The organism is Parafrankia soli (assembly GCF_001854695.1).
Classification (GTDB): domain Bacteria; phylum Actinomycetota; class Actinomycetes; order Frankiales; family Frankiaceae; genus Parafrankia; species Parafrankia soli.
Genome location: NZ_MAXA01000218.1, coordinates 58268 through 76713, shown reverse-complemented (window position 1 = coordinate 76713; position 18446 = coordinate 58268). Strand labels below are relative to the sequence as shown.

The 18446-nt window shown below is 73.0% G+C and carries 17 protein-coding genes; 7 read left to right on the top strand and 10 right to left on the bottom strand.

All coding sequences use genetic code 11. The annotated features are described in order from the left end of the window. A partial coding sequence (locus tag BBK14_RS19310) for a GGDEF domain-containing protein (protein ID WP_131802349.1) occupies window positions 1-595 on the top strand: 595 nt, incomplete at its 5' end. Window positions 596-1293: 698 nt separating this feature from the next. Here BBK14_RS19310 and BBK14_RS19305 read toward each other — a convergent pair. Both BBK14_RS19305 and BBK14_RS38995 read right to left on the bottom strand, forming a co-directional pair. Further along, window positions 1294-1530 (bottom strand): hypothetical protein, encoded by a 237-nt coding sequence (locus tag BBK14_RS19305; protein WP_071064510.1) that lies wholly within the window; start codon window positions 1528-1530, stop codon window positions 1294-1296. A 241-nt stretch (window positions 1531-1771) separates the two neighbouring features. After that, window positions 1772-2584: a hypothetical protein gene (locus tag BBK14_RS38995; protein ID WP_198541343.1), complete on the bottom strand. Its 813-nt coding sequence runs from the start codon at window positions 2582-2584 to the stop codon at window positions 1772-1774. On the opposite strand from BBK14_RS38995, the gene BBK14_RS19295 reads away from it, so the two are divergent. Continuing rightward, window positions 2579-2809 (top strand): hypothetical protein, encoded by a 231-nt coding sequence (locus BBK14_RS19295; RefSeq protein WP_071064506.1) that lies wholly within the window; start codon window positions 2579-2581, stop codon window positions 2807-2809. The genes BBK14_RS38995 and BBK14_RS19295 overlap by 6 nt on opposite strands. Window positions 2810-3154: 345 nt before the next feature. Here BBK14_RS19295 and BBK14_RS19290 read toward each other — a convergent pair whose 3' ends face one another. Continuing rightward, a complete protein-coding gene (locus tag BBK14_RS19290; RefSeq protein WP_071064504.1) occupies window positions 3155-4345 on the bottom strand; it encodes an RNA-guided endonuclease InsQ/TnpB family protein in 1191 nt (396 codons plus the stop codon). 133 nt (window positions 4346-4478) lie between these two features. Between BBK14_RS19290 and BBK14_RS19285 the strand changes: the two genes are divergently transcribed. The 3 genes from BBK14_RS19285 (at window position 4479) to BBK14_RS19275 (ending at window position 8222) form a co-directional block, all read left to right on the top strand. Then, a complete protein-coding gene (locus BBK14_RS19285) occupies window positions 4479-5504 on the top strand; it encodes an MBL fold metallo-hydrolase (RefSeq protein ID WP_071064502.1) in 1026 nt (341 codons plus the stop codon). A 73-nt stretch (window positions 5505-5577) separates the two neighbouring features. Further along, window positions 5578-7068 carry a hypothetical protein gene (locus tag BBK14_RS19280; protein ID WP_241831666.1) on the top strand — a complete coding sequence of 497 codons (1491 nt, stop codon included), beginning with the start codon at window positions 5578-5580 and terminating at the stop codon, window positions 7066-7068. Beyond that, a complete protein-coding gene (locus BBK14_RS19275; protein WP_071064498.1) occupies window positions 7065-8222 on the top strand; it encodes a transporter substrate-binding domain-containing protein in 1158 nt (385 codons plus the stop codon). Before BBK14_RS19280 ends, BBK14_RS19275 begins: the two co-directional genes overlap by 4 nt. Here BBK14_RS19275 and BBK14_RS40320 read toward each other — a convergent pair. From BBK14_RS40320 to BBK14_RS19245, 6 genes are all read right to left on the bottom strand, one after another. Beyond that, window positions 8203-9171 (bottom strand): FHA domain-containing protein, encoded by a 969-nt coding sequence (locus tag BBK14_RS40320; protein WP_071064496.1) that lies wholly within the window; start codon window positions 9169-9171, stop codon window positions 8203-8205. The two genes, BBK14_RS19275 and BBK14_RS40320, sit on opposite strands and share 20 nt — an antisense overlap. Then, on the bottom strand, window positions 9168-10466 hold the full coding sequence (locus tag BBK14_RS19265; RefSeq protein WP_071064494.1) for a vWA domain-containing protein: 1299 nt from the start codon (window positions 10464-10466) through the stop codon (window positions 9168-9170). Before BBK14_RS19265 ends, BBK14_RS40320 begins: the two co-directional genes overlap by 4 nt. A 13-nt stretch (window positions 10467-10479) precedes the next feature. Next, window positions 10480-12909 (bottom strand): serine/threonine-protein kinase, encoded by a 2430-nt coding sequence (locus BBK14_RS19260; protein WP_241831665.1) that lies wholly within the window; start codon window positions 12907-12909, stop codon window positions 10480-10482. After that, entirely contained in the window at window positions 12906-13472 is a 567-nt protein-coding gene (locus BBK14_RS19255) for a hypothetical protein (RefSeq protein ID WP_241831664.1), read from the bottom strand. The genes BBK14_RS19260 and BBK14_RS19255 overlap by 4 nt, the downstream gene beginning before the upstream one ends. 68 nt (window positions 13473-13540) lie before the next feature. Next, window positions 13541-14557 (bottom strand): glutamate ABC transporter substrate-binding protein, encoded by a 1017-nt coding sequence (locus tag BBK14_RS19250; RefSeq protein ID WP_071064492.1) that lies wholly within the window; start codon window positions 14555-14557, stop codon window positions 13541-13543. Further along, window positions 14554-16146, bottom strand: a complete 1593-nt coding sequence (locus BBK14_RS19245) for a hypothetical protein (RefSeq protein ID WP_241831663.1) — start codon at window positions 16144-16146, stop codon at window positions 14554-14556. The genes BBK14_RS19250 and BBK14_RS19245 overlap by 4 nt, the downstream gene beginning before the upstream one ends. Before the next feature lie 441 nt (window positions 16147-16587). Here BBK14_RS19245 and BBK14_RS19240 point away from each other — a divergent pair, with 441 nt between their 5' ends. Beyond that, window positions 16588-16938 carry a hypothetical protein gene (locus tag BBK14_RS19240; protein WP_241831662.1) on the top strand — a complete coding sequence of 117 codons (351 nt, stop codon included), beginning with the start codon at window positions 16588-16590 and terminating at the stop codon, window positions 16936-16938. Between the two features lie 589 nt (window positions 16939-17527). Here BBK14_RS19240 and BBK14_RS37825 read toward each other — a convergent pair. Then, window positions 17528-18187 carry a hypothetical protein gene (locus tag BBK14_RS37825; protein ID WP_198541341.1) on the bottom strand — a complete coding sequence of 220 codons (660 nt, stop codon included), beginning with the start codon at window positions 18185-18187 and terminating at the stop codon, window positions 17528-17530. On the opposite strand from BBK14_RS37825, the gene BBK14_RS19230 reads away from it, so the two are divergent. Continuing rightward, entirely contained in the window at window positions 18186-18443 is a 258-nt protein-coding gene (locus BBK14_RS19230) for a hypothetical protein (RefSeq protein ID WP_235013972.1), read from the top strand. The two genes, BBK14_RS37825 and BBK14_RS19230, sit on opposite strands and share 2 nt — an antisense overlap. Window positions 18444-18446 lie beyond the last annotated feature (3 nt).

The following is an 18446-nucleotide window of genomic DNA, read 5'->3' as shown; positions in this document are numbered from 1 at the left end:
CCCGCTGACCGGCCTGGCGAACCGGACACTGTTCACCCGCCGGCTGCAACGAGCCCTCACCCAGGGCACCGACAGCGACACCACCCACACCCCCGCCGTCACCTCCGGCGAGGACACGGTGTCCGTCCTGTTCCTCGACCTTGACGGCTTCAAAAAGGTGAACGACACCTTCGGCCACGCCGTCGGCGACGAACTCCTCCAGATCAGCGCCGACCGGCTACGCGCGGAAACCCGCGCGGTCGACACCGTCGCCCGCCTCGGCGGCGACGAGTTCGGCGTCATCCTCGACGGCGGCGGCCCCGACGACCCCCGCCGTATCGGCGAACGGCTCGCCACCGCCGTCCAGGCCCCCTGCCTGCTGGCGGGGCGGCCCTACACCCCCCGCGCCAGCCTCGGCCTGGTCACCCTCGACAGCACCAGCACCAGCACCCGACCCGCGACCCCCGACATCCTGATCCACCAGGCAGACCTGGCCATGTACACCGCCAAACGCGCACAAACCGGCGGACTCGTCATCTACCAACCCGACCCGCCCACCCCCCACGACCACCACCCCCAACCACCATCACCCCGACCACCCGACACGATCGGTTGAGAGTTTCGGTTTGTGGGTTTCGGGACCGCCCGGCGCACGATCCGGGTCGCGGGCTGGGTGCCGACCCGCTGTCCGTGCCGTCACAGCGTTCGTCGTGACGGAGCCCCTCCCGCTGTCGCCGGTACCTGGCCAACGTCGCCGGCGTGCCCGTGCGGTATGACCGACCGAGCCCGGCTGGGCGACGCCGGTGCTCAGCCGGGCTTTTCCGTGTCGACGAACTCCACGGCGCGCGCGTCGCCGTGCAACTCGAAGAAGTAGAAACCCATGAGTGCACCGTCGTCGTCGCGCACGGCGAAGAAACGCTCGGGTTCTTCACGGGTAGGCCGTCGTCGTAGAAGTCGTACTGCCAGGCGGCGCGCTCGCCGAACATGGCATCGTCCGCCGGTTCGATCCCCACCGCTTCTACTCCGAACTGGGACCGTCCCGAACGTCGTCCCCCCACCGTGCTGCCAGCCGGGGCATCCATCGGCCCCCCGCACGTTGCGGCAACCGTCCCTGCGCCCTCCCGGTGAACCCGGATCCGGTTTCGGCAACCCGGCTCCTGGCGCTCGTTGCCCGCACTCTCGGCAACCCGTCTCGACGACCGTGGACGACGGGCCGGTCGCCCGTGTCGATCGCGTTCTCGATCCAGGCGCTGGCGGCGGTCAAGCCCGCCGCAACCGGCGAAGATCGTCGTCCAAGGGACAGATGTGCGGACCCTACGCCGGCCCGCCGACCGCCCGCATGAACTGGCGCCACCAGTCGAGGTCGCCGGACCCGCGTTGTGGGTCGCCACTGTGTGGACCGTGGTGGGCGTACTCCCAGTATTTCTCGATGCCGTACTCGATCGCGTCGTCGAGTCGCATGCCGTTGGCCCGCTGGAGCGCGGCGATCGCCATCATGAACGTCGCCGCCTCCTTGGAGTAGAGAACGTTGGGGTAAGGCTGTTCGGTCACTGTCACACCTTTCGTCCGGGCCGGTCGCCGCCCGGACGGGGCGTCCGAGAGGCAGGCCGAGCGACCGTACATCAAGGTCGTCTCGGCAAAGATCAATCTTTAGCGTTCAATCCTGCCGAAATCTGCGCCGCACCCCTGGACCGTCTACAGGTCGCTGACGGTCAGCGGCCGGCCGAGGCGGCGTTCGAAGCAGGGCACGCACGGCCGCCGCTGGCGAGGTTGATGCGGACGGCAGCCGACGCTAGGTGGAGGGTCGGGCTGGTGCAGCGGTCTGCCCGGCAGCGCCCGGCATGGGCGTCGGCTGAGGCAACCGGGTCACGGCAGGCTGCGGGACGGCTACGGACTGGTAGAGCAGCGTGCCGTCGGGGCCGTAGGCATAGAGCATCAGCGGGAGACGGGCGGTCGCCTGATCATCGGTCGGGACCACGGCCGCGCTCACGGTCTGGATGCGCGCGATGAAGGTGCCGGTGGCGCGGTCGAACGGGACGACGACGGCTTCCCCGGTGGGGAGCGCCGCGACCAGCAGCACCACCCGGGAGGACACCCGGCCGACGGCCCACCGGTCCACAGCCCACTGGYCCACGACGCCGAAGGATTCTGTGTCCCAGGTGAACAGCTCGACAGGGCTGGTCTGCGGGCCGGACAGGTCGTGCCGGTGGTTGCTCGTCCACAGCAGACGCGGGCCGTTGGTGCGGGTGAGGTCGGGGGCGCCGGCCGGATCGGCGAGAACCCGGCACAGCGCTGCGGAGTCTCGTTGCGCGGCAAGGACCTTGGTGCCCCACCGGTCGGTCAGGGCAAGCAGGACCGGTGGCGCGCCACTGGGCGTGGGACAGCCGACAGCGGCCGCGGCCCGGTCGGTGTCGGTGAGCGTCAGCAGCCGCGGGGTGTCGACGTAGTGCAGCTGGATCGAGGGGCCGCCTGCGGCGGGGAGCTCGGTGGGAGGCGCCCCCGCGGCCAGTACCGTCGCCCGGCTGTCGGCGCGGCCGCCCGCAAGGACGGCGACAGCGATGATGGCGGCCGCGAACGCCACCGCGAGTCCGACACCACCGTGCACCGCGGGCACATCACCAAACAAGGCTCCACCCTCGTCCGCTGGGCCGCGATCGAAGCGGTCCAGCTCCTGCCCGCCACGACCCCGATCCTCGGCCCGACCAAGACCCGGGTCGGTGCCCGCCGCGGCACCAACATCGGCAAGGTCGCCGTGGCCCGCAAGCTGCTCACGTTCGTCTTCCACGCGCTACGCGACGGGCAGGCCCGCGCGCTATGCGCGGCGGCGTAAGCAGGTGTCCACCCGGTCAGACGCGCGGCCGTGCAGGTCATGACCCCACCGGCTGCTGGCGCGGTCGTCGCGCTGATTGACCCAGCCTGACCGTGACCGCACCACTGCGCGTGCATGGCCCCCGCTACCGGTCGTTTAGTAGTGTTAAACAGGTACCTAATATCGTTTCGGCTGTTCGCTCTCTGTGTCTGGTGCGGCTCCGGCCGGCCGGGAGCGGGCGACCGCTGCCCGTCCGCCGTCGGCGGTACCAGTCCCACTCGCGGTACTTGTGACGTCGTGCGGGCCGGAGCGGGAGAGTGATCGGTTGACATCTTCCCCGTCCTAAAGGGCGGGGATTCCAACTAATCACGCAGCGACCGGAGGAGGTGCGGTTAGTTGAGGTTCGCGGTTCACAGGCTTCGGCAATCCGACGCCTCCCCACGCGGTCACGGCGTGTCCCGCCGCGATGTTCCTGGCCGCGTTCACGTCGGCGTTGTCCTCATATCCGCAGGCGACGCAGGCGAATCGCGCTTGGCTCTCACGCGACTCGGCGGCGACATGCCCGCAGACAGAACAGCACTGAGAGGTGTACGCGGCGGGTATCTTCTCTACCCGGCCGGGCGCCTTGTCCTCAAGGCGCTGCACCAGCAGGCCCCAACCGTTCGCCAGGATGGCCCGGTTCAGGCCGGCTTTCTGCCGGACGTTCCTCCCCGGCGCCTCCACGGTGCCCCGCGCCGAGCGGGTCATATTCTTCACCTTCAGGTCTTCGACGCGGATCAGGTCGAACCGGCGGGCAAGGCCGGTATTGGTCTTCTCCACCCAGTCCTTCCGTCGGTCCGCCTCGCGGGCCTTCACCCGGGCGATCTGGGCTGTCAGACGGCCGCGCCGGTTGCCACCGCGCTTCGCCTTGGCGCGGCGCCGTTGCAGCCTGAGCAGCCGCCCGGCCTCTGCGGGCCGCAGTCCCGGGCAGGACGGCAGCTCGCCCGTCGACAGCGCCGCCGACACGGCCACCCCACGGTCGACGCCGACGGTCTCACCGGTACCCGATGCGTCGATCGGTTCGGGGATCGCGGCGAACGCCACATGCCACCGGCCGGCCCGATCCCCGGTGACCCGGTAGGACTTCGCGTCCGGGACAGTCCGCAAGCGGCGGAAACGCACCCAGCCGGCCTTGGGTACCTTCACCTCGGACCAGCGCCGGTTGACGGTCCGAATGTCCGAGGGTTTGACGGCGACGTTCCGGAACCCCTCCGACCGGCCACGTTTCCGAAGCGTCGGCTTCCGGTGACTGCCCCGGAAGTAGTTGGCCATGGCCTGCGCGAAGTCCCGCAACGCCTGCTGCTGAACGGTCTGCGACCCTTCGGCGAGCCACGGGAACTCGCGCCGCGCTTCGGTGAGCTGCCGGGACTGCTCGTTGTAGTTCGGTGCCGGCCCGCGTCGCGGCGTCCACCACGACTGCTGTTCCACGGCCAGGTTCCACACAAACCGCGCATGGCCGCAGTGGGATTCCAGCACAGCGACCTGTTCGGGCGCCGGGTAAAGCCGGAATCGGGACATGCCGCATTCTACCGAAAGGATACGAACATGCGTTCCAGTGTGGGACGGCGTTTCCTCCCCGGCCTGAAGGCCGGGGCCTCCACGCCGCAAGCCCGATGACGCAGCCCGGCCGCCGCCTGGCGGTGATCGGCTCGTGACCGCCGTGGCGCGGCGCCCCGGGGTGGGCCTGCCGCCCGTGGAACAGCTCCGGCCCGGCCTGTGGAGCATTCCGGTGCCGTTGCCGACGTCCGGCCTGAGCCACGTTTTCGTCTACCTGTTCGAGACCGATCACGGCGCCTACGTGATCGACAGCGGCTGGGACACCGACGCCGCCTACGCGGCGGTCGAGGCGGGCCTGGCCACGGCCGGCTACGCCGTCACGGACCTGCGCGGGATCATGCCGACCCACATGCATCCCGACCACTACGGTCTCGCCGGCCGGCTGCGCGAGGCGTCCGGGGCGTGGATCGCGCTGCACCCGGCGGACGCCGCGCTGCTGCGCGACCATCCGACCGACCCCATGGAGCTGTTCCRGGCCGTCAACGAGGGGATGGTGCGGGCCGGCGCGCCCGCCGACGCCCTGCGGGACTTCACCGTCGACATGCTGCCGCCCGGCCCGCTGCCCGCGCTGCCGCAGCCGGACATCCTGCTCGAGGACGGGGACCGCCCGGACGTGCCCGGCTGGGATCTGCGCGCGGTCTGGACGCCCGGCCATTCCCCGGGCCACCTGTGCTTCTGGGAGCCGGCCAACCGGCTGCTGCTCTCCGGCGACCACGTGCTGCCGCGGATCACGCCGAACATCCCGTTCGAGGCGCGTGTCGCGGACGACCCGCTGGGCGACTACCTGCGCTCGCTGGACAAGGTCGACGCCCTGCCCGCGGAGGGCACGCTGCCCGCGCACGAGTACCGCTTCGAGGGCCTGTCGTCCCGGCTGGCCGAGCTGCGCCTGCACCACGAGCACCGGTTCGCCGAGGTGATCGCCGCGCTGCGTCCCGGCGCGACCACCGCCTGGGAGGTCGCCCGGCTCATGACGTGGTCGCGGCCGTGGGACGAGATCGGGGGTTTCATGAAGCGCAGCGCCGTCTCCGAGGCGCTCGCGCACCTGCGGGCGCTCGAACGGCGAGGGCTCGTGCACGAGCGGCCCGGCGACCCCCCCACCTGGCGGTTCACCGGGTCGTGATCGGACGTCCGCCGGCGGCAGGTACTGCGGCTGCGGTGATTGTGCGAACTGTGTACGATGCGCGACTGTGACGATGCAGGCTCCGGCTGCCGTCCGGTCCGTTCGCCAGTTTCTCGCTGTCGGCGCGGGCTCGCGGTTCGTCGGGGTCCTCGCGGTGCTGATCGGGGCGCTCCTGCTCGCGGGAACGGTGAGCCGCGCGGTGGTCGCCCAGCGTCTCGACGCGACGGAGAGCATCCGGGAGCGGTCCGCGGCTGCGCTGATCATCGCCGAGCGGCTGCGGGCGGCCCTCGCCCGGGCGGACGCGACCGCCGCGGCGAACGTCTTCTCCTGGGTCGACCTCGTGCCGTCCCGCCCGTCGTCGCCCGCGGAGCGCCGGGAGAACTACGACGAGGTGAAGGCCGGCGGCTACTACACCGGTGACCACAGCGGGGACGCCGCCGTCTCCGGGCTCGCGGGTGACGACACGGCTCCCGCCGGGGACGGGCCGGCCGCCCCCAACCAGTACAGCGCCGCGGTGCGCTCGGCGACGACGGCGCTGCTCGAACTGCGCGAGGTCGACCCGGGGGAGTGCGAGTCGGCCCGCGCACCCGGTTCGACGTCGCACTGCGCGATGGACCGGATCGCGACCCTGATCCCGGAGTACGTGGGGCTGGTCGCCGAGGCGTCGGCGAACACCCGCGCGGGAAACACGGTCGGCGGCTCCTACCAGCGGCTGGCGTCCGACCTGATGGCGACGAGCATCCTCGGCCAGACGAACCTGCTGGTCACCGCCTACGGCGACCGGGTGGACGCCGACTACCGCCGGGCGACCGGCGGCCACGGCGAGGATCTGCTGCTCCTCGTGCTGGCCTGTGCGCTGGTCGCCCTCGTCGGCGCACAGGTGTACGTGTACCGCCGCACGCGGCGGATCCTCAACGCCGGCCTGCTGGCCGCGACCGGCGTGCTCGGTGCGGTCGCCGTGGCCTGCCTGGTCCTGCTCGGCGGGCAGCAGAGCCGGCTGTCCGCCGCGCAGCGGGGTGACTTCGTGCCCATGACCCTGCTGGCCGCCTCGCGCACTCTCGCCCTCGAGGCGCGGACCTGCGAGTACCTGTCCCTGGCGTCGCTGGGAAACGGCGACGGCGCCGACGCGTGCTTCCAGCGCGCGGTCGCCGGCCTCGGCTACGGCCTGGACGGCCGCCCCACCCCGACGGCGGGTGCCCTCTCGGCCGCTCTGGCCGAGCTCCCCGCCGAGCGCGCCGAGCTGGCGGCGGAGTTCACCGCCTGGCTGCGGGAGCGTGGTGAGGTGGTGGCGACCCTGCGGCGGCCCCCGCGCCCGACCGCCGGCGCCGGCAGTCCGGACGTCTTCGACGACGTCGTCGGCGTCACCCTGCGGTCGGAGCACTTCGACCGGTTCATCACCCGGGTGGACGGGCTGGTGGGCGCCCATCTCGAGGGCTTCAACGGTGAGGTGGACGCCGGGGCCGCCGACGTGCGCCTCCTCGCCGCCGTCCTCCCGATCGCCCTGCTCACCGCGGCGTCCTGCTGCGTGATCGGGATCAGTGCCCGCGTCCGGGAGTACCTGTGAACAGACGCGCCCGTGTCGTCGCCGTTCTCGTCGCGCTCGGGATCGGGCTGGGGCTGGCCGCGCTGCCGGGGTGCGCGACGACGGGCAGTCCGCTGCCCCGCCAGGCTCGGCCGCTGCCGCCCGCCGACGGCGTCGCCGCCCCGGCCCGTCCCGGGGCGGCCGCCGGCTCGGCGGGGCCCTCGTCAACACCAGGCCAGCCGGGTCCGTCCGCGCAGCCCTGCATCGCCCGCGCGAGTGTGCCCCCGCTCGCCGCCCTGCCGCCGCCGGGAGCGCGCGGATCGCGGATCGAGGCGATCCGGCGGTACGGCTACCTTCGCGTCGGGGTGACCACGGTGGCCCCGCCGTTCGGGTCGATGAACTGGCGCACCATGGAGGTGGAGGGCTTCGACCCGGCCATCGCCGGCGAGATCGCCGGGGCCATTCTCGGCGACCCCGAACTGGTGCAGTTCCGCGCGGTCGACACCCGGGACAGGGAGGCGCTGGTCGCCGACGGCACCGTCGACATCGTCACCGGCACGATGACGATGACCTGCGCCCGCAAGGAGCGGGTCCGCTTCTCCGGGGTGTACTACGAGGCCGCGATGCGCATCCTGGTGCCGGCCGGCGCGGGCCTGCGCACCGTCGGTGACCTCGCTGGACGGCCGGTCTGCTCGTCGCAGGGAAGCACCTCGTTCGAGAAGATCGCGAACCTGGTGCGCGGCCCCGGCCGGCCGATCGCGGTGAACCGGGTGGGGATCGTGGACTGCCTGGCCGCGCTCCAGCGCGGTGAGGTGGACGCGGTGGCCACCGACGACACGATCCTCGCCGGGATGCGTGCCGAGGACGCCACCGTCACCGTCCTCGGTCCCGAGGCGTTCGACGGCGTTCTGGGCCCGGCGGGCCGCGCCGGCCTCGACGAGCCCTACGGCGTGGCGATCGGCCGGACGGATCTCGCGCCGGGCCTCTCCCCGGCCGAGGCCGCGGCGAACCGGGCCGCCGACGACGCCTTCGTCGCCTTCGTCAACCGGGTGCTGCTCGACATGATGACCGGCCCGACCTGGAACAGGCTCCACACCCGCTACCTGCGCGACGTCCTGCGGGTCCCGGGCGTGCCCCCGAACGCCATCCAGCCGAACTGGCCGGACGGCGTGCTCGTCACGGGCGGCGGATCGTGATCCGGGTCCAGGCGCCGACGAACACCCGGTCCCCGTCACGCAGCGAGACGGGGTGCCCGGCCGGGATCGGCTGACTGCTGTCGTTCACCCTGGTCCCGTTGAGGGAGCCGTGGTCGACGACGGCGTAGCCGCCGTCCGGCTGCCGGACGAGGCTCGCGTGCCGCCCGGACACCGCCGGGTCGTCCACCGGCCCGGACAGGTCGACGCCCGCCGGCGGGCCATCCGGCCCGGCGCCGATCAGGATCTCCGGCCCGTCCAGGTGGACCACCCAGGGGAGACGGCCTTCGGGGAGGCGCACACCGTCCCCGATCACCCGGGCGAAGTGGGCCTCGTCGACCTCGACGACCGCGTCCCAACGCGGCGACGCGGCGGGTGCCGGGTATACCCGCGGCACCACCGGACGCCGGCCGGTGGCGAACTCGTACCGGCAGCGCAGGCAGAACCGGTCGGTCGGCGCGGGGCGGGCCCGGCAGTGCGGGCAGTGCGCCGGCGTCGCCTCGGCCCGCGGGAACCGAGGGGCGAAGCTGTCGTCGGGGTCCCAGCTGCCCAGCGGGGGCCGTCCGCGGCCGGCCCGTGGTGCCGGCGGCTCCCCGGAGCCGGCCAGGGCGAGCCCGCCCGCCGCGGCCGGGGGGCCGCCCGGCCCGGCGCCGGCGATGCCGGCATCGCCTGCGGGCAGGTCGTCCGCGGGCTCGCCGTCGGCGTAGTCGTCGGGGTCGTCCGGCACCTCGTCGGGGTCGTCGTCTGTGTCCGGATCGGTGCGCCGCCCGGTCGTCCCGCCGCGGCCGGCGGCATGCTGGGTGGTTGCCCCGGACGGCTCAGGGGTGGGATAGGCCCGCCCCGGGCCGGGGCCGGCCAGCCATCCGGTCGGCGGGCGGTAGGCCGGCCCGTCCTCGCCCTCGCTGTGCGGGCTGTCCCCGTCACCGTCGGCCGGGCCGGTTTCCGTGCTCACCGCGCCCTCCTCGGCTCGAGAGCCCGGGTGAACCGGTAGCGGACCTCGAGCACCTCGAACAGGTGGGGGTCGACGTCGGGCCGCACCCACGGCGCGTCCCCGGCCGGCGCGTCCCCGGCCGGGTCGGCCTCGACCACCTGCTCGAGAATCTCGGCCGTCGCCTGATCGTGGCTGGCGCGGGCCAGGTCGAGCGCGCGGCCCAGGTGCGCGCCGGCCGCGGCGAGGTCGCCGCGGCCCCGCGCGGCCATGCCCAGCCTGATCGCCTCCGCCAGGTCGATCACACCCCTGCTGTGCCGCACCTCCCGGGAGACCTGGGTGTGCAGCTGCTCGTCCGCGGCCCACATCGCCTGGACGTCCCCACCGGCCAGCCGCCGCCCGTCCGTGACGACCGCGATGCGGGCGAGCCGGCTCGGTCGGGTGATCCGGTGCGGGAGCAGGCCGGAGACGGAGAGGTGGTAGTCACGGCAGCCGGCGCCCCACGCCCCGGTGGGGAACTCGGTCTCCTGCCCGCCGACGGCCGTCCCGCGTTCGAGCAGGTCCTCGAGGGTGGGATGCACCTGCTTGAACGTGCTGATCCGTGCCCCGTGCGGGATCCACACCCGCAGCGAGACCGCCGGCAGCGCGCGGGCCATCGCCGCCTTCGTCATCGCCTGGAAGTCGGCGACCAGGTCGGCCGGGTCGGCGATGTCGCGGGCCGTGCCCAGCAGGGTGTCGGACACCGCGGTGAGCTCGGCGGCGACCCAGCCGCGGCCCACGCCCCGGCTGTCGCACTGGAAGTGCCCCCGGCACGCGGCCAGCGCGTCCGCGAAGTCCGCGGCGCTCTCGTGCTCGTTCCGCCCGTCGGTCAGCAGAATGGCGTGCCGGACGGCGTCGGGATGGCCGGCGAACAGGTCCCGGGCCGTCAGCAGCCAGCTCCCGATCGCGGTGCCCCCGGCGGCGCTCATCCGGTTGATGGTCCGCCGGGCCTGGTCGCGGGTGTCCGTGGCGGCGCGGGCCAGGCCRCCGCCCGGCGGGTAGACAACCTGGGCGGTGCCGGTGCCGCGGATCACGGCGAACAGCGTCCCCGGGCGCAGGCCGTCCACGGCCGCGCACGCGGCCCGCCGCGCGGCGTAGATCTTCGTGGCGGGTGTGCTCATCGACCCCGAGCAGTCGATGACGATCACCTCGACGTGCTCGACGTCCGGCTCGCCCGGTGCGCCGTCATCCTCGGCGCAGACCGTGAGCAGGGCATCCGCTTCGGTGACGCCGTCCGGGAGGTATTCGTCGGTGTAGACGTCGACCCGAAAACCGATCACGTCGCCCCGCCGATCACCAGAGGGTCCGCGGGCGGATCCGGTTCGCCGCGTCGACATACCGGATGCGCTCGCGGCGGTCACCGGCCAGCCGGGCGATGTCCCGGTACGCCGCTTCGAGCCCGAGACGCAGCTCACGGGGGACGAGCCTGCGCCCGAATACCTGCTTCGGCCCCGTCCGGGTCGGCCCCGGCGGGCCGGCGCCGACCATGCGCAGCGCGGCGGCGAGGATGTCCAGCCGCAGCTCGGCGCGGCGCCGGCGGTCGAGACCGAGCCGCGGCCGGGAGCTCTCGAGGATGGCCTCGGCGCTGCGCAGGTCGTCCAGGGAGACCACGACCGGCACCGCGCCGGCCTGCTCGGGGCGCAGGTGCGAGCCGACGAGCACGCCGATCATCCGCACTCGGGCGGCCGTGTACGCGTGCGTGGACGCCGGCACCCGACGGTAGGCGTCGAGCTTGCCGTCCCGGTCGTCCAGGCAGCGGGCCAGCCCGAACGCGGCGCTGGTGATCGCCGGGTCGACCTGGCTGACGACATCGAACAGCTCGGCGGCGCGGGCCCGGTCGCCGGCGTCGGCACTGGCGGTCGCGACGGCGAGCCGCGGCGCCAGCTCGCCGGGCATGCGCGCGTAGACCTTCTCGAACGCCTCGGCGGCCTGCGTCGATCGCCCCGCTGCCAGGTCGAGCAGGCCCTGGCACCAGGTCACCCGCCATTCCCGCGGGTAGGCGGCGGCCAGCTCCCGCACCGTCACCTCGGCCTTGTCGGTGTAGCCGGCGCGCATCTGGGCGCGGGCCAGTGCCAGCCGCGTCTGCCGGGTCGGCTGCGCGACCTCCGCGAGCCGGTCGGCCAGCGCGGCCGGGTCCTCCCCGGGGGTCGTCGCGAGCACCCGGGCCTGCGGGTCGTCCGCGTCGATCCGCAGGTCGGGCAGGATCTCCCAGACCGTCGGCGGCTCGTCGGCCTCGCCGTGGCCGTCGTCGGCTTCGCCCGTCGGATGCAGATCCGGCTCGAACCAGCGGCTGGCCAGCGGCGGGACGTTCCCCTCGGTGCGCGAGGCGATCTCGTAGAGCACCCCGGTGAGCTCCTCGGCGAACTCGGCGACGGTCGCGAACCGGTCGGCCGGGTCGCTCGCCGTGCCCCGGCGCAGCAGGTGGTCGAGGGACTCGAACTCGAGTAGCGGCGCGTGCTCACCCCGCGGCGGCAGCCCGTGCCGGTGGACGTCCAAAAAGCCCGGGAACCGGCCGAGGACGAGCCGGGCCAGCGTGCGGGCGGCGGCGAAGACGTCCGAGGCGACGGTCGGCACGCTGTGCCGGGTCACCTCCGCCGGGCGGAACTCGCCCTCCTCCAGCTCCGGGGCGCGGTAGCCGGGCGTCGACAGGAAGCTGGAGAACTGGTCGTCCAGCCGCCGCGCGCCGCCGAGGTCGATCAGCGTGACCTGCTCGGTGCTGACCATGATGTTGTCCGGTTTGAGGTCGCAGTACGCCAGCCCCCGCCGGTGCAGGTGACTCAGTGCGGGCAGCAGCCGCAGCAGGTAACGGATGGCGTCCGCGGGGGGCAGCGGCCGCGGCCGCCCGTCCGGGCCGGGCGGCTGGGTCTCGGCCAGCCGGGACAGCGACACTCCCGGGACGTACTCCATGACGATGTAGTCCTCGCCCTGGTGCGAGACGTAGTCACGGATCTTCACGATGTTCGGGTGGTTGACGGAGATCAGCATCCGCCGTTCCACCTCGGCGATCCGCCGCGCCTCCGGGTTCGCCACGTCGAGCAGGCCCTTGAGCACCACCCAGGCCTGGATGTCGTCGTCACCCAGGTTGTCGTTCGTCGCCGCGTACACCCAGCCCATCCCGCCGTGGCCGATCGCGCCGTGCACGGTGTACTGCTGCCCGACGTGGTCGCCGGCCGCGAGCTTGACCGTGAACGAGTACGGCTGCCGGCAGCGCGGGCAGACACCCTCCAGCTCGACGGCGCCCTCCGGGCCGGGCCGGGCGACCCTGGTACCGCACGCGGCACACTCGCGCAGGTTCGTCGGCACGTTCGGGCTCGACAGCAGCACGGGACGGTTCGCCACGACGACGTCGCGCCGGACGGGCAGGCGCAGCGGGTCGCGATCCTTGGCGGCCGGGCGGGAGACGCTGATCGGCTGGGTGGTGACCAGCACGGGATCGGCGGTGTCCGGCGCCTGCTCGGCTCCCTGTTCCGGTGCCTGTTCAGCTCCCTGTTCCGTTGGCTGCTCGGCTTCCTGCTCCGGTGGCGCCGCTTGATCCGGTACGGCTTCTCGTTCCGGTGGCGCCGCCTGTGCCGGTACCACTACCGGTGCCGGTCCCGACTCTGTTTCCGTCTCCGATGCCGGTTCCGGGCCGGGCGCGCCACACCGGTTGCAGAAGCCGCTGGTCATGATGACCCCGCCGACACAGCCGGGCCGGACGCACGCGACACCCGTCGGCTCGCTCACCGGCCCGGCCCCTCGGCTCGGACGTCCCGGCTGTGCAGGGCGCGGACGTAGGCCATGGTGAGCCGTTCGGCCTCGGCCAGGTCGGTGGGCGCCCGGTAGAGCTCCTCGAACGCCCGTGCGTGCAGCGCGGAGAGCTCCTCGTCCTCGGCCAGCCCCAGCCGGGCGGCCTTCCCGTGCACGGCCGCGAGACGTCCACGCAGCTCACGGCGCTGGTTCAGCCCGACCGCGTTCGCGCTCGTCACCGCCCGCGCGGCCTGCTCGGTGCTGACGGCGAGCTCACGCCACTCGGCGAGGCCACGGGCGACGTCGCCGTCGCGCCGGCCCCCGAGCGCGGCGGCGGCCAGGTCGTCGAGCCATGGGCGCAGGCCCACGCCGTCCTGTTCCAGCACGTCGCGGTCGGCGAAGGTGACCAGGCCGACCGGCGCGACGATCCGGCCACGCACGTGCTTGGGTGAGTCGAGCGCTTCGCGTACGAGGTCGCTGAGGCTGGCGAGCTGCTCGCGGGCGGCCGTCAGGTCGCGGGCGATCCCGCCCGCCGAGACTGTCCGGTCTTCACCGGTCACCACCCATCCCCCTTTCCCGGGCGCCGCCGGGCGGTCCCCACCACCGGTACCATCCGCCCCGTGCCTGGTCAGCGCGCCCACTGCGGCTCGGGTGGCAGCGACTCCTCGCAGGGCATCTCGGGAGCCTTCCACCTCTCGCATAATTTCAGCCACTCCGGCTTGTCACGCCGTAGACGCTCCAAAACCCCGTTGACGAATCCGGCGAGCTCGGTGTCGTCCCGCTCGAATGCGACACTGTAGTACTCGTCCCGCCCGACTGAGAACGTTCCGAGTACGGCGGTGGCATCCTGTTCCAGCATCCCCACCAGACTCGCGTCGTTCGCGGCCACGACGTCGACCTCACCCTGCTGGAAGGCAACCAGACAGTCGGACAGCTCGTTAAGGTGATCCACGATCTCGAACGTGGGATGGGTTTGATGGGTATTCTCCAGGTTCGTCAGCGTCGTCGTCCCCCGCGGGGCGCACACCCGTTTCCCGGCGAGTTCCTCCGGGGAGTCGATGCCGGGCCCCGCTTTCGAGCGCGTGCTCTCCCGATGGGAGAGCAGCCGTGGATGGGCGGTGAAGTAAGCCGCGGACAAACCCACACGCTCGGCCCGTGACTCCGAGTAGGTCAGGGTGCTGACGAGGATGTCCACCTCCCCGTTCTCGACCGCCGGCAGGCGTTCCGCGTAGCTGACCGGGCGGTACCGCACCTTCTCGTCCGCCGTACCCGGACCAAACAGGGCCTCCGCGATCCGCTGGGCGAGCTCGACGTCGAAGCCCTCGAACCGGTGCGACACCGGACTCCACGCGCCGCGGGTCTGGGTGTCGCGCGAGACACCCACCCGTAGGAAGCCGCGTTTGCGGATCCTGTCGAGTGAGCCTYCCGACACGAAGTCCCCGGCGTCGGCGGGYGGGACGAGGTTCGTGGGCACCGCAGCCTCAGGACGGGCCTCCTGGGTTGCCTCGGCCGCCTCGGCCGACGCGGTCACCAGCGGCTCCCATGGCTGGTCGGCCGCGCGGGGCAGGTCACCGGAAACGGTCGAGCACCCGACCAGCGCCGCTGCGGTCATCAGCGCCGCCGCCACCAGCGCGGCGCGTCTCACCCGTATTCCCGGATCCGCGGCGCCAGCCCGGCGGCGGCCAGCACCGCCGCGAGCAGGAACAGCGCCCCCGCGCCGGCGGCCACGCCGCGCAGCGCGTCGCCGGCCCCGGCGACCTCGGTGCCGAACCGTGCCTCGGCCACGCCGTCCGCCTTCGTCAGCGCCCTGTCCAGCTCCATGAACCGACCCGTGGCCCTGGGCGTTGAATCGCCGACCGGCGCGTCGATCGCGGTAGCCCCAGCCTGGCGGGCGGTGTCGACGAGTTTGACGATGCCAGGATCGAGCGGGCGGGCCGTCGCCGGACCGCACCAGCGCACGAGATTCGGGTCGCGAGTCGCCGCTTCGTGCGGTCCGGGCAGGCCTTCCTCCGCCGCGCTCGCCGCGCCCGCACCGCTCGGTTCGTTCAGGGCCCTCGGTTCGTTCAGGGGTGTGGTGCCCGGCTCACGGCCTCGGGCGGCGCAGGCGAGCTGCGCGGCGGTCTGGTCGAAGTCGGCGTCGAAGACGATCTCACCGCCCTGAGCGATCCGCCAGTAGAGAACGTCCCCCTCCGCGCGCAGCGCGAGATGGCGGACCCGAGCCAGCATCGCCTGGACGTCATAGCCCTCGGACCGGGCGCTCGCCAGTTTCGCCCGCTCGGTGGCCAGGGCTGCCTGCGGCCAGATGATCCCCACCGTGACCAGGAGCGTGGCGGCGAGAAGGCCCGGATTCAGCCATCGGCGGGTCCACAGCACGCCGAGCACCTGGGCGGCCGCCAGCGCCGCGAGCGCGAGTAACGCGACCACGGCCAGCCCCGCGACGTCGCCCGCCCGGGTCGCGCGCCGGAACGCCTGCGCCTGATCCTCCGTGTGGGAACGGGCGAGTGTCGCGCTGGCGGGCAGGAGGTGGTCGTTCATGAGCGAGTTGGCCATGCGCAGGTAGGCTCCGCCGACGCTCATGCCCATGCGGTCGTTGGCACGGGCCTCGCCGACGTAGCGCGTGTACACCGGAGTGAGGCAGACCAGCGTGGCCAGCGCCGCGGCCGCGGCCTCGCTGCTCGGCGGCGCCGCGGACCGGGCGCCGCCCCTGCCTGATCCGCCCTTGCCTGGTCCGCCACTGGCTCCGGCCGCTCCGGCTCCGGCTGTGGCTGAGCTGGTCGGGCCGGAGCTGGTCGGACTCGGCCTGACGGTGGCGGGGGGCTCCTGCCCGGGGCAGGCGAGGCCGCCGGACCCCGGATCGGTGGTGGCTCCGGCCCGCACCATCGCCTCGTTCGCGGCCCGCATCGCGGCGGCGAAGTCGTCGTAGGGAGCCGCGCCCGGCGTGGTGCTGATCCCGAGGAACGTCGAGGCCTCGGCCGCCGCCGCCTCAGCCAGGTGCCGGTGGATGTCCCAGGACGCCTGGGTGCCGGCCATCGTCTGCCTACTGATCGCCGACACAGCGTGGGCGCGCCGCTCGACCACGGCGATGGCACCCACCCCGGCCGCCGCGCACAGGCAGACACACATGACGGCGCAGATCAGGAACCATGTAGGCGTCGCGGGACGGCCGTGGTCGGCCGCCGGGGTGTACGGCGGAGGCTCGCCGTCGCGGCTGACCGTGGTGCTCCGGACACTCACGGGTCGAAAGTGTGCCTTAAGTGACTGATTCGTTCCTCCTCGAGGTGCGGCTCGGCCCGGGTGGCCTCCCGGGTCCGTGGCCCGGGTCTGTTGCCCGGATCTGGCCCCGAGGGGCCGGACGCGGTCACGGCCGCAGACCGGCGTGATGCCTGACGGTGACCTTGGAGTCGCGTGTGGTCCGCACGCGGCCGACCCCACCACCAATAAGTGTGGTCAGCACTGATCATTAGGGATCGGATTCGGTTGGATGCTGGGACGGACCCGGGTTCCCCCACTACGATTTGGACGATGCTCGGTAGCCGCGTGCCTCTTCGCTCCGACAACTGTGCACTATTGTTCCATCGACTTCGCGAGGGTGTTCTCACCCTTGATCCCGCGGTCGAGGGAATGCGTCGTCCCATAGATGGCACCGTAGTGTGGGGTGCGCTGATGGAAAGCGGGATGACCGAGGGCACAGCCACGGTTGTCTCGTTGGCCGATGGCACCACCAGCCTCTACACGAGTGCCGGTGGCGGCCTGGTGGGCGGTGGTGCACACCGTGTCGTGGTCGCCGCGACCCGCCATTTCCTCTCGGTCGTCGGAGCACACCTCGACACCTTCGGCGAAGACTCGGAGCGAGCGCCTGTCCCGGAGTCCGGGCGGGTGACCTTCCGTGCTCTCACGTATGTTGGTCGCCGATACCTGGACCTGTCGGAGAAGGACCTCTGCGAACCGGGACATGCCTTTTCTGCGCTTTATCAGGCCGGTCATGAGGTCGTTGCCCGACTACGCCTGGTGAACGCACGCGATTAGTCGTCGACGGGTACCGTTTTCGTCGATCCCGTGGCGTTCGCGGCCTCGTGCCGTGGCTGGTCGTATGGCACAGTCGGCCACGTGCCGTGGTCAGCTGTGTGCTGCGGTCGGCCTCGCATTGCGATTGACCGCGTGTCATCGTCGGCCGTGTGCGGAGGCTCCGTCCCCGCCCCCGGTCATTCTGCTGCGCCGTCATTCAGCCCTCACGTCGAACCGGCCCGGGCCGTTCTGATCCGAGTTGTCCCGCTGACGTATGAGGTGGCTCGGCCAACACGCTTCGGTGGCCCCCGCCGGATGCGTCCCCGACGCGGAGATCCTGGACGGGTACGCCGTCGTCCAGCCCTGGTCCGCGCTGTTCAGTCCTCGTCGCTCAGCCGTCGCGTCACCCGGTGGTTTCGACGCTCCGTCATCAGTAATATACGCTGGGTAATAATGATCTAACCTAGGCTTGCTGCTTCGGGACGCGCGACGGAGGGAACGGGACCATGGCGACCAGTTCATCGGAGACCGGCACGTCCAGTAACGGCGCCGGTGCCATCAGTGGCTCGGTCGGTCGCCCGGAGTCGATCCAGGCGGTCACCCCTCCCTTCTACGCCGTGCCGCCGGCGAGTGCCACGGCCTCGGCGGCGACCAGGTCGGGAAGCGCTCCCACCCGGGCTGACGAGGCGGGTACCGACCAGCACACGGCGCCCCGCCCGCCCGCCACGGAGCCGGCCTCCACCAGCTCGCCCGCCGTGACCGCGCCCGCCGGCGGCTCGCCTGCCCCGTCTTCGCCCACCGCGACGAGCTCGCCCGTTGCCGCGAGTTCGACTGCCGCGGCCTCGACAGCGGGCCCGGCGTCCGGCCGGTCCACCTCCGCCCGAGGCTCGCGGGCGGGCGCGTCCCGCACGGGCACGGCACGGAGCACGGCCGCGCGGAGCACTACGGCGCGGACGACCAGCGCGCGGAGCACAACGGCGCGTGGGAGCACGACCCGTCCGACGGGGAGCGGTCCCAAGTCGGAACGCGCCGCCGCGACCCGGGGGCGGTCGACGCGCACGGCGGCGCCACAGCCCGCGCAGCCGGCGGTGGCTCGGGCGGCGGCGGCCCGGCCGGCAGGGGCCCGGCCGGCAGGGGCCCGGTCGACGACGTCCCGGTCGGTCGTGTCCCGGGCGGCTGGCACGGTTCCCGAAGCGGCCGCGTCGGCGGTCACCGCCGTCCAGAAGCTGTTTCGTGGGCGCAGGGAGCGGGCGGGGCGGGTCGTTGTCATGCGCCTGCCCTATGTCACCGCGCGGCTGGAGGTGGCGCCGCCACCGCGGACCGACGGCGTCCGGATCGGGCCGCTCGCCCTCCCGTCGGCGAAGCGGACCGCCTACTACGCGGGCCTTGGCGCGCTGGCCGCCATCGAGATCATCGAGTGGCCGATCGCGGCCGCGATCGCCGCGGGTACCTATGTCTCCCAGCACAGCCGGCCCGTGAGCGCGGGCCGCGACGGCGGCACCGGCCACCGTTCGCCGAGCGCCTGACCG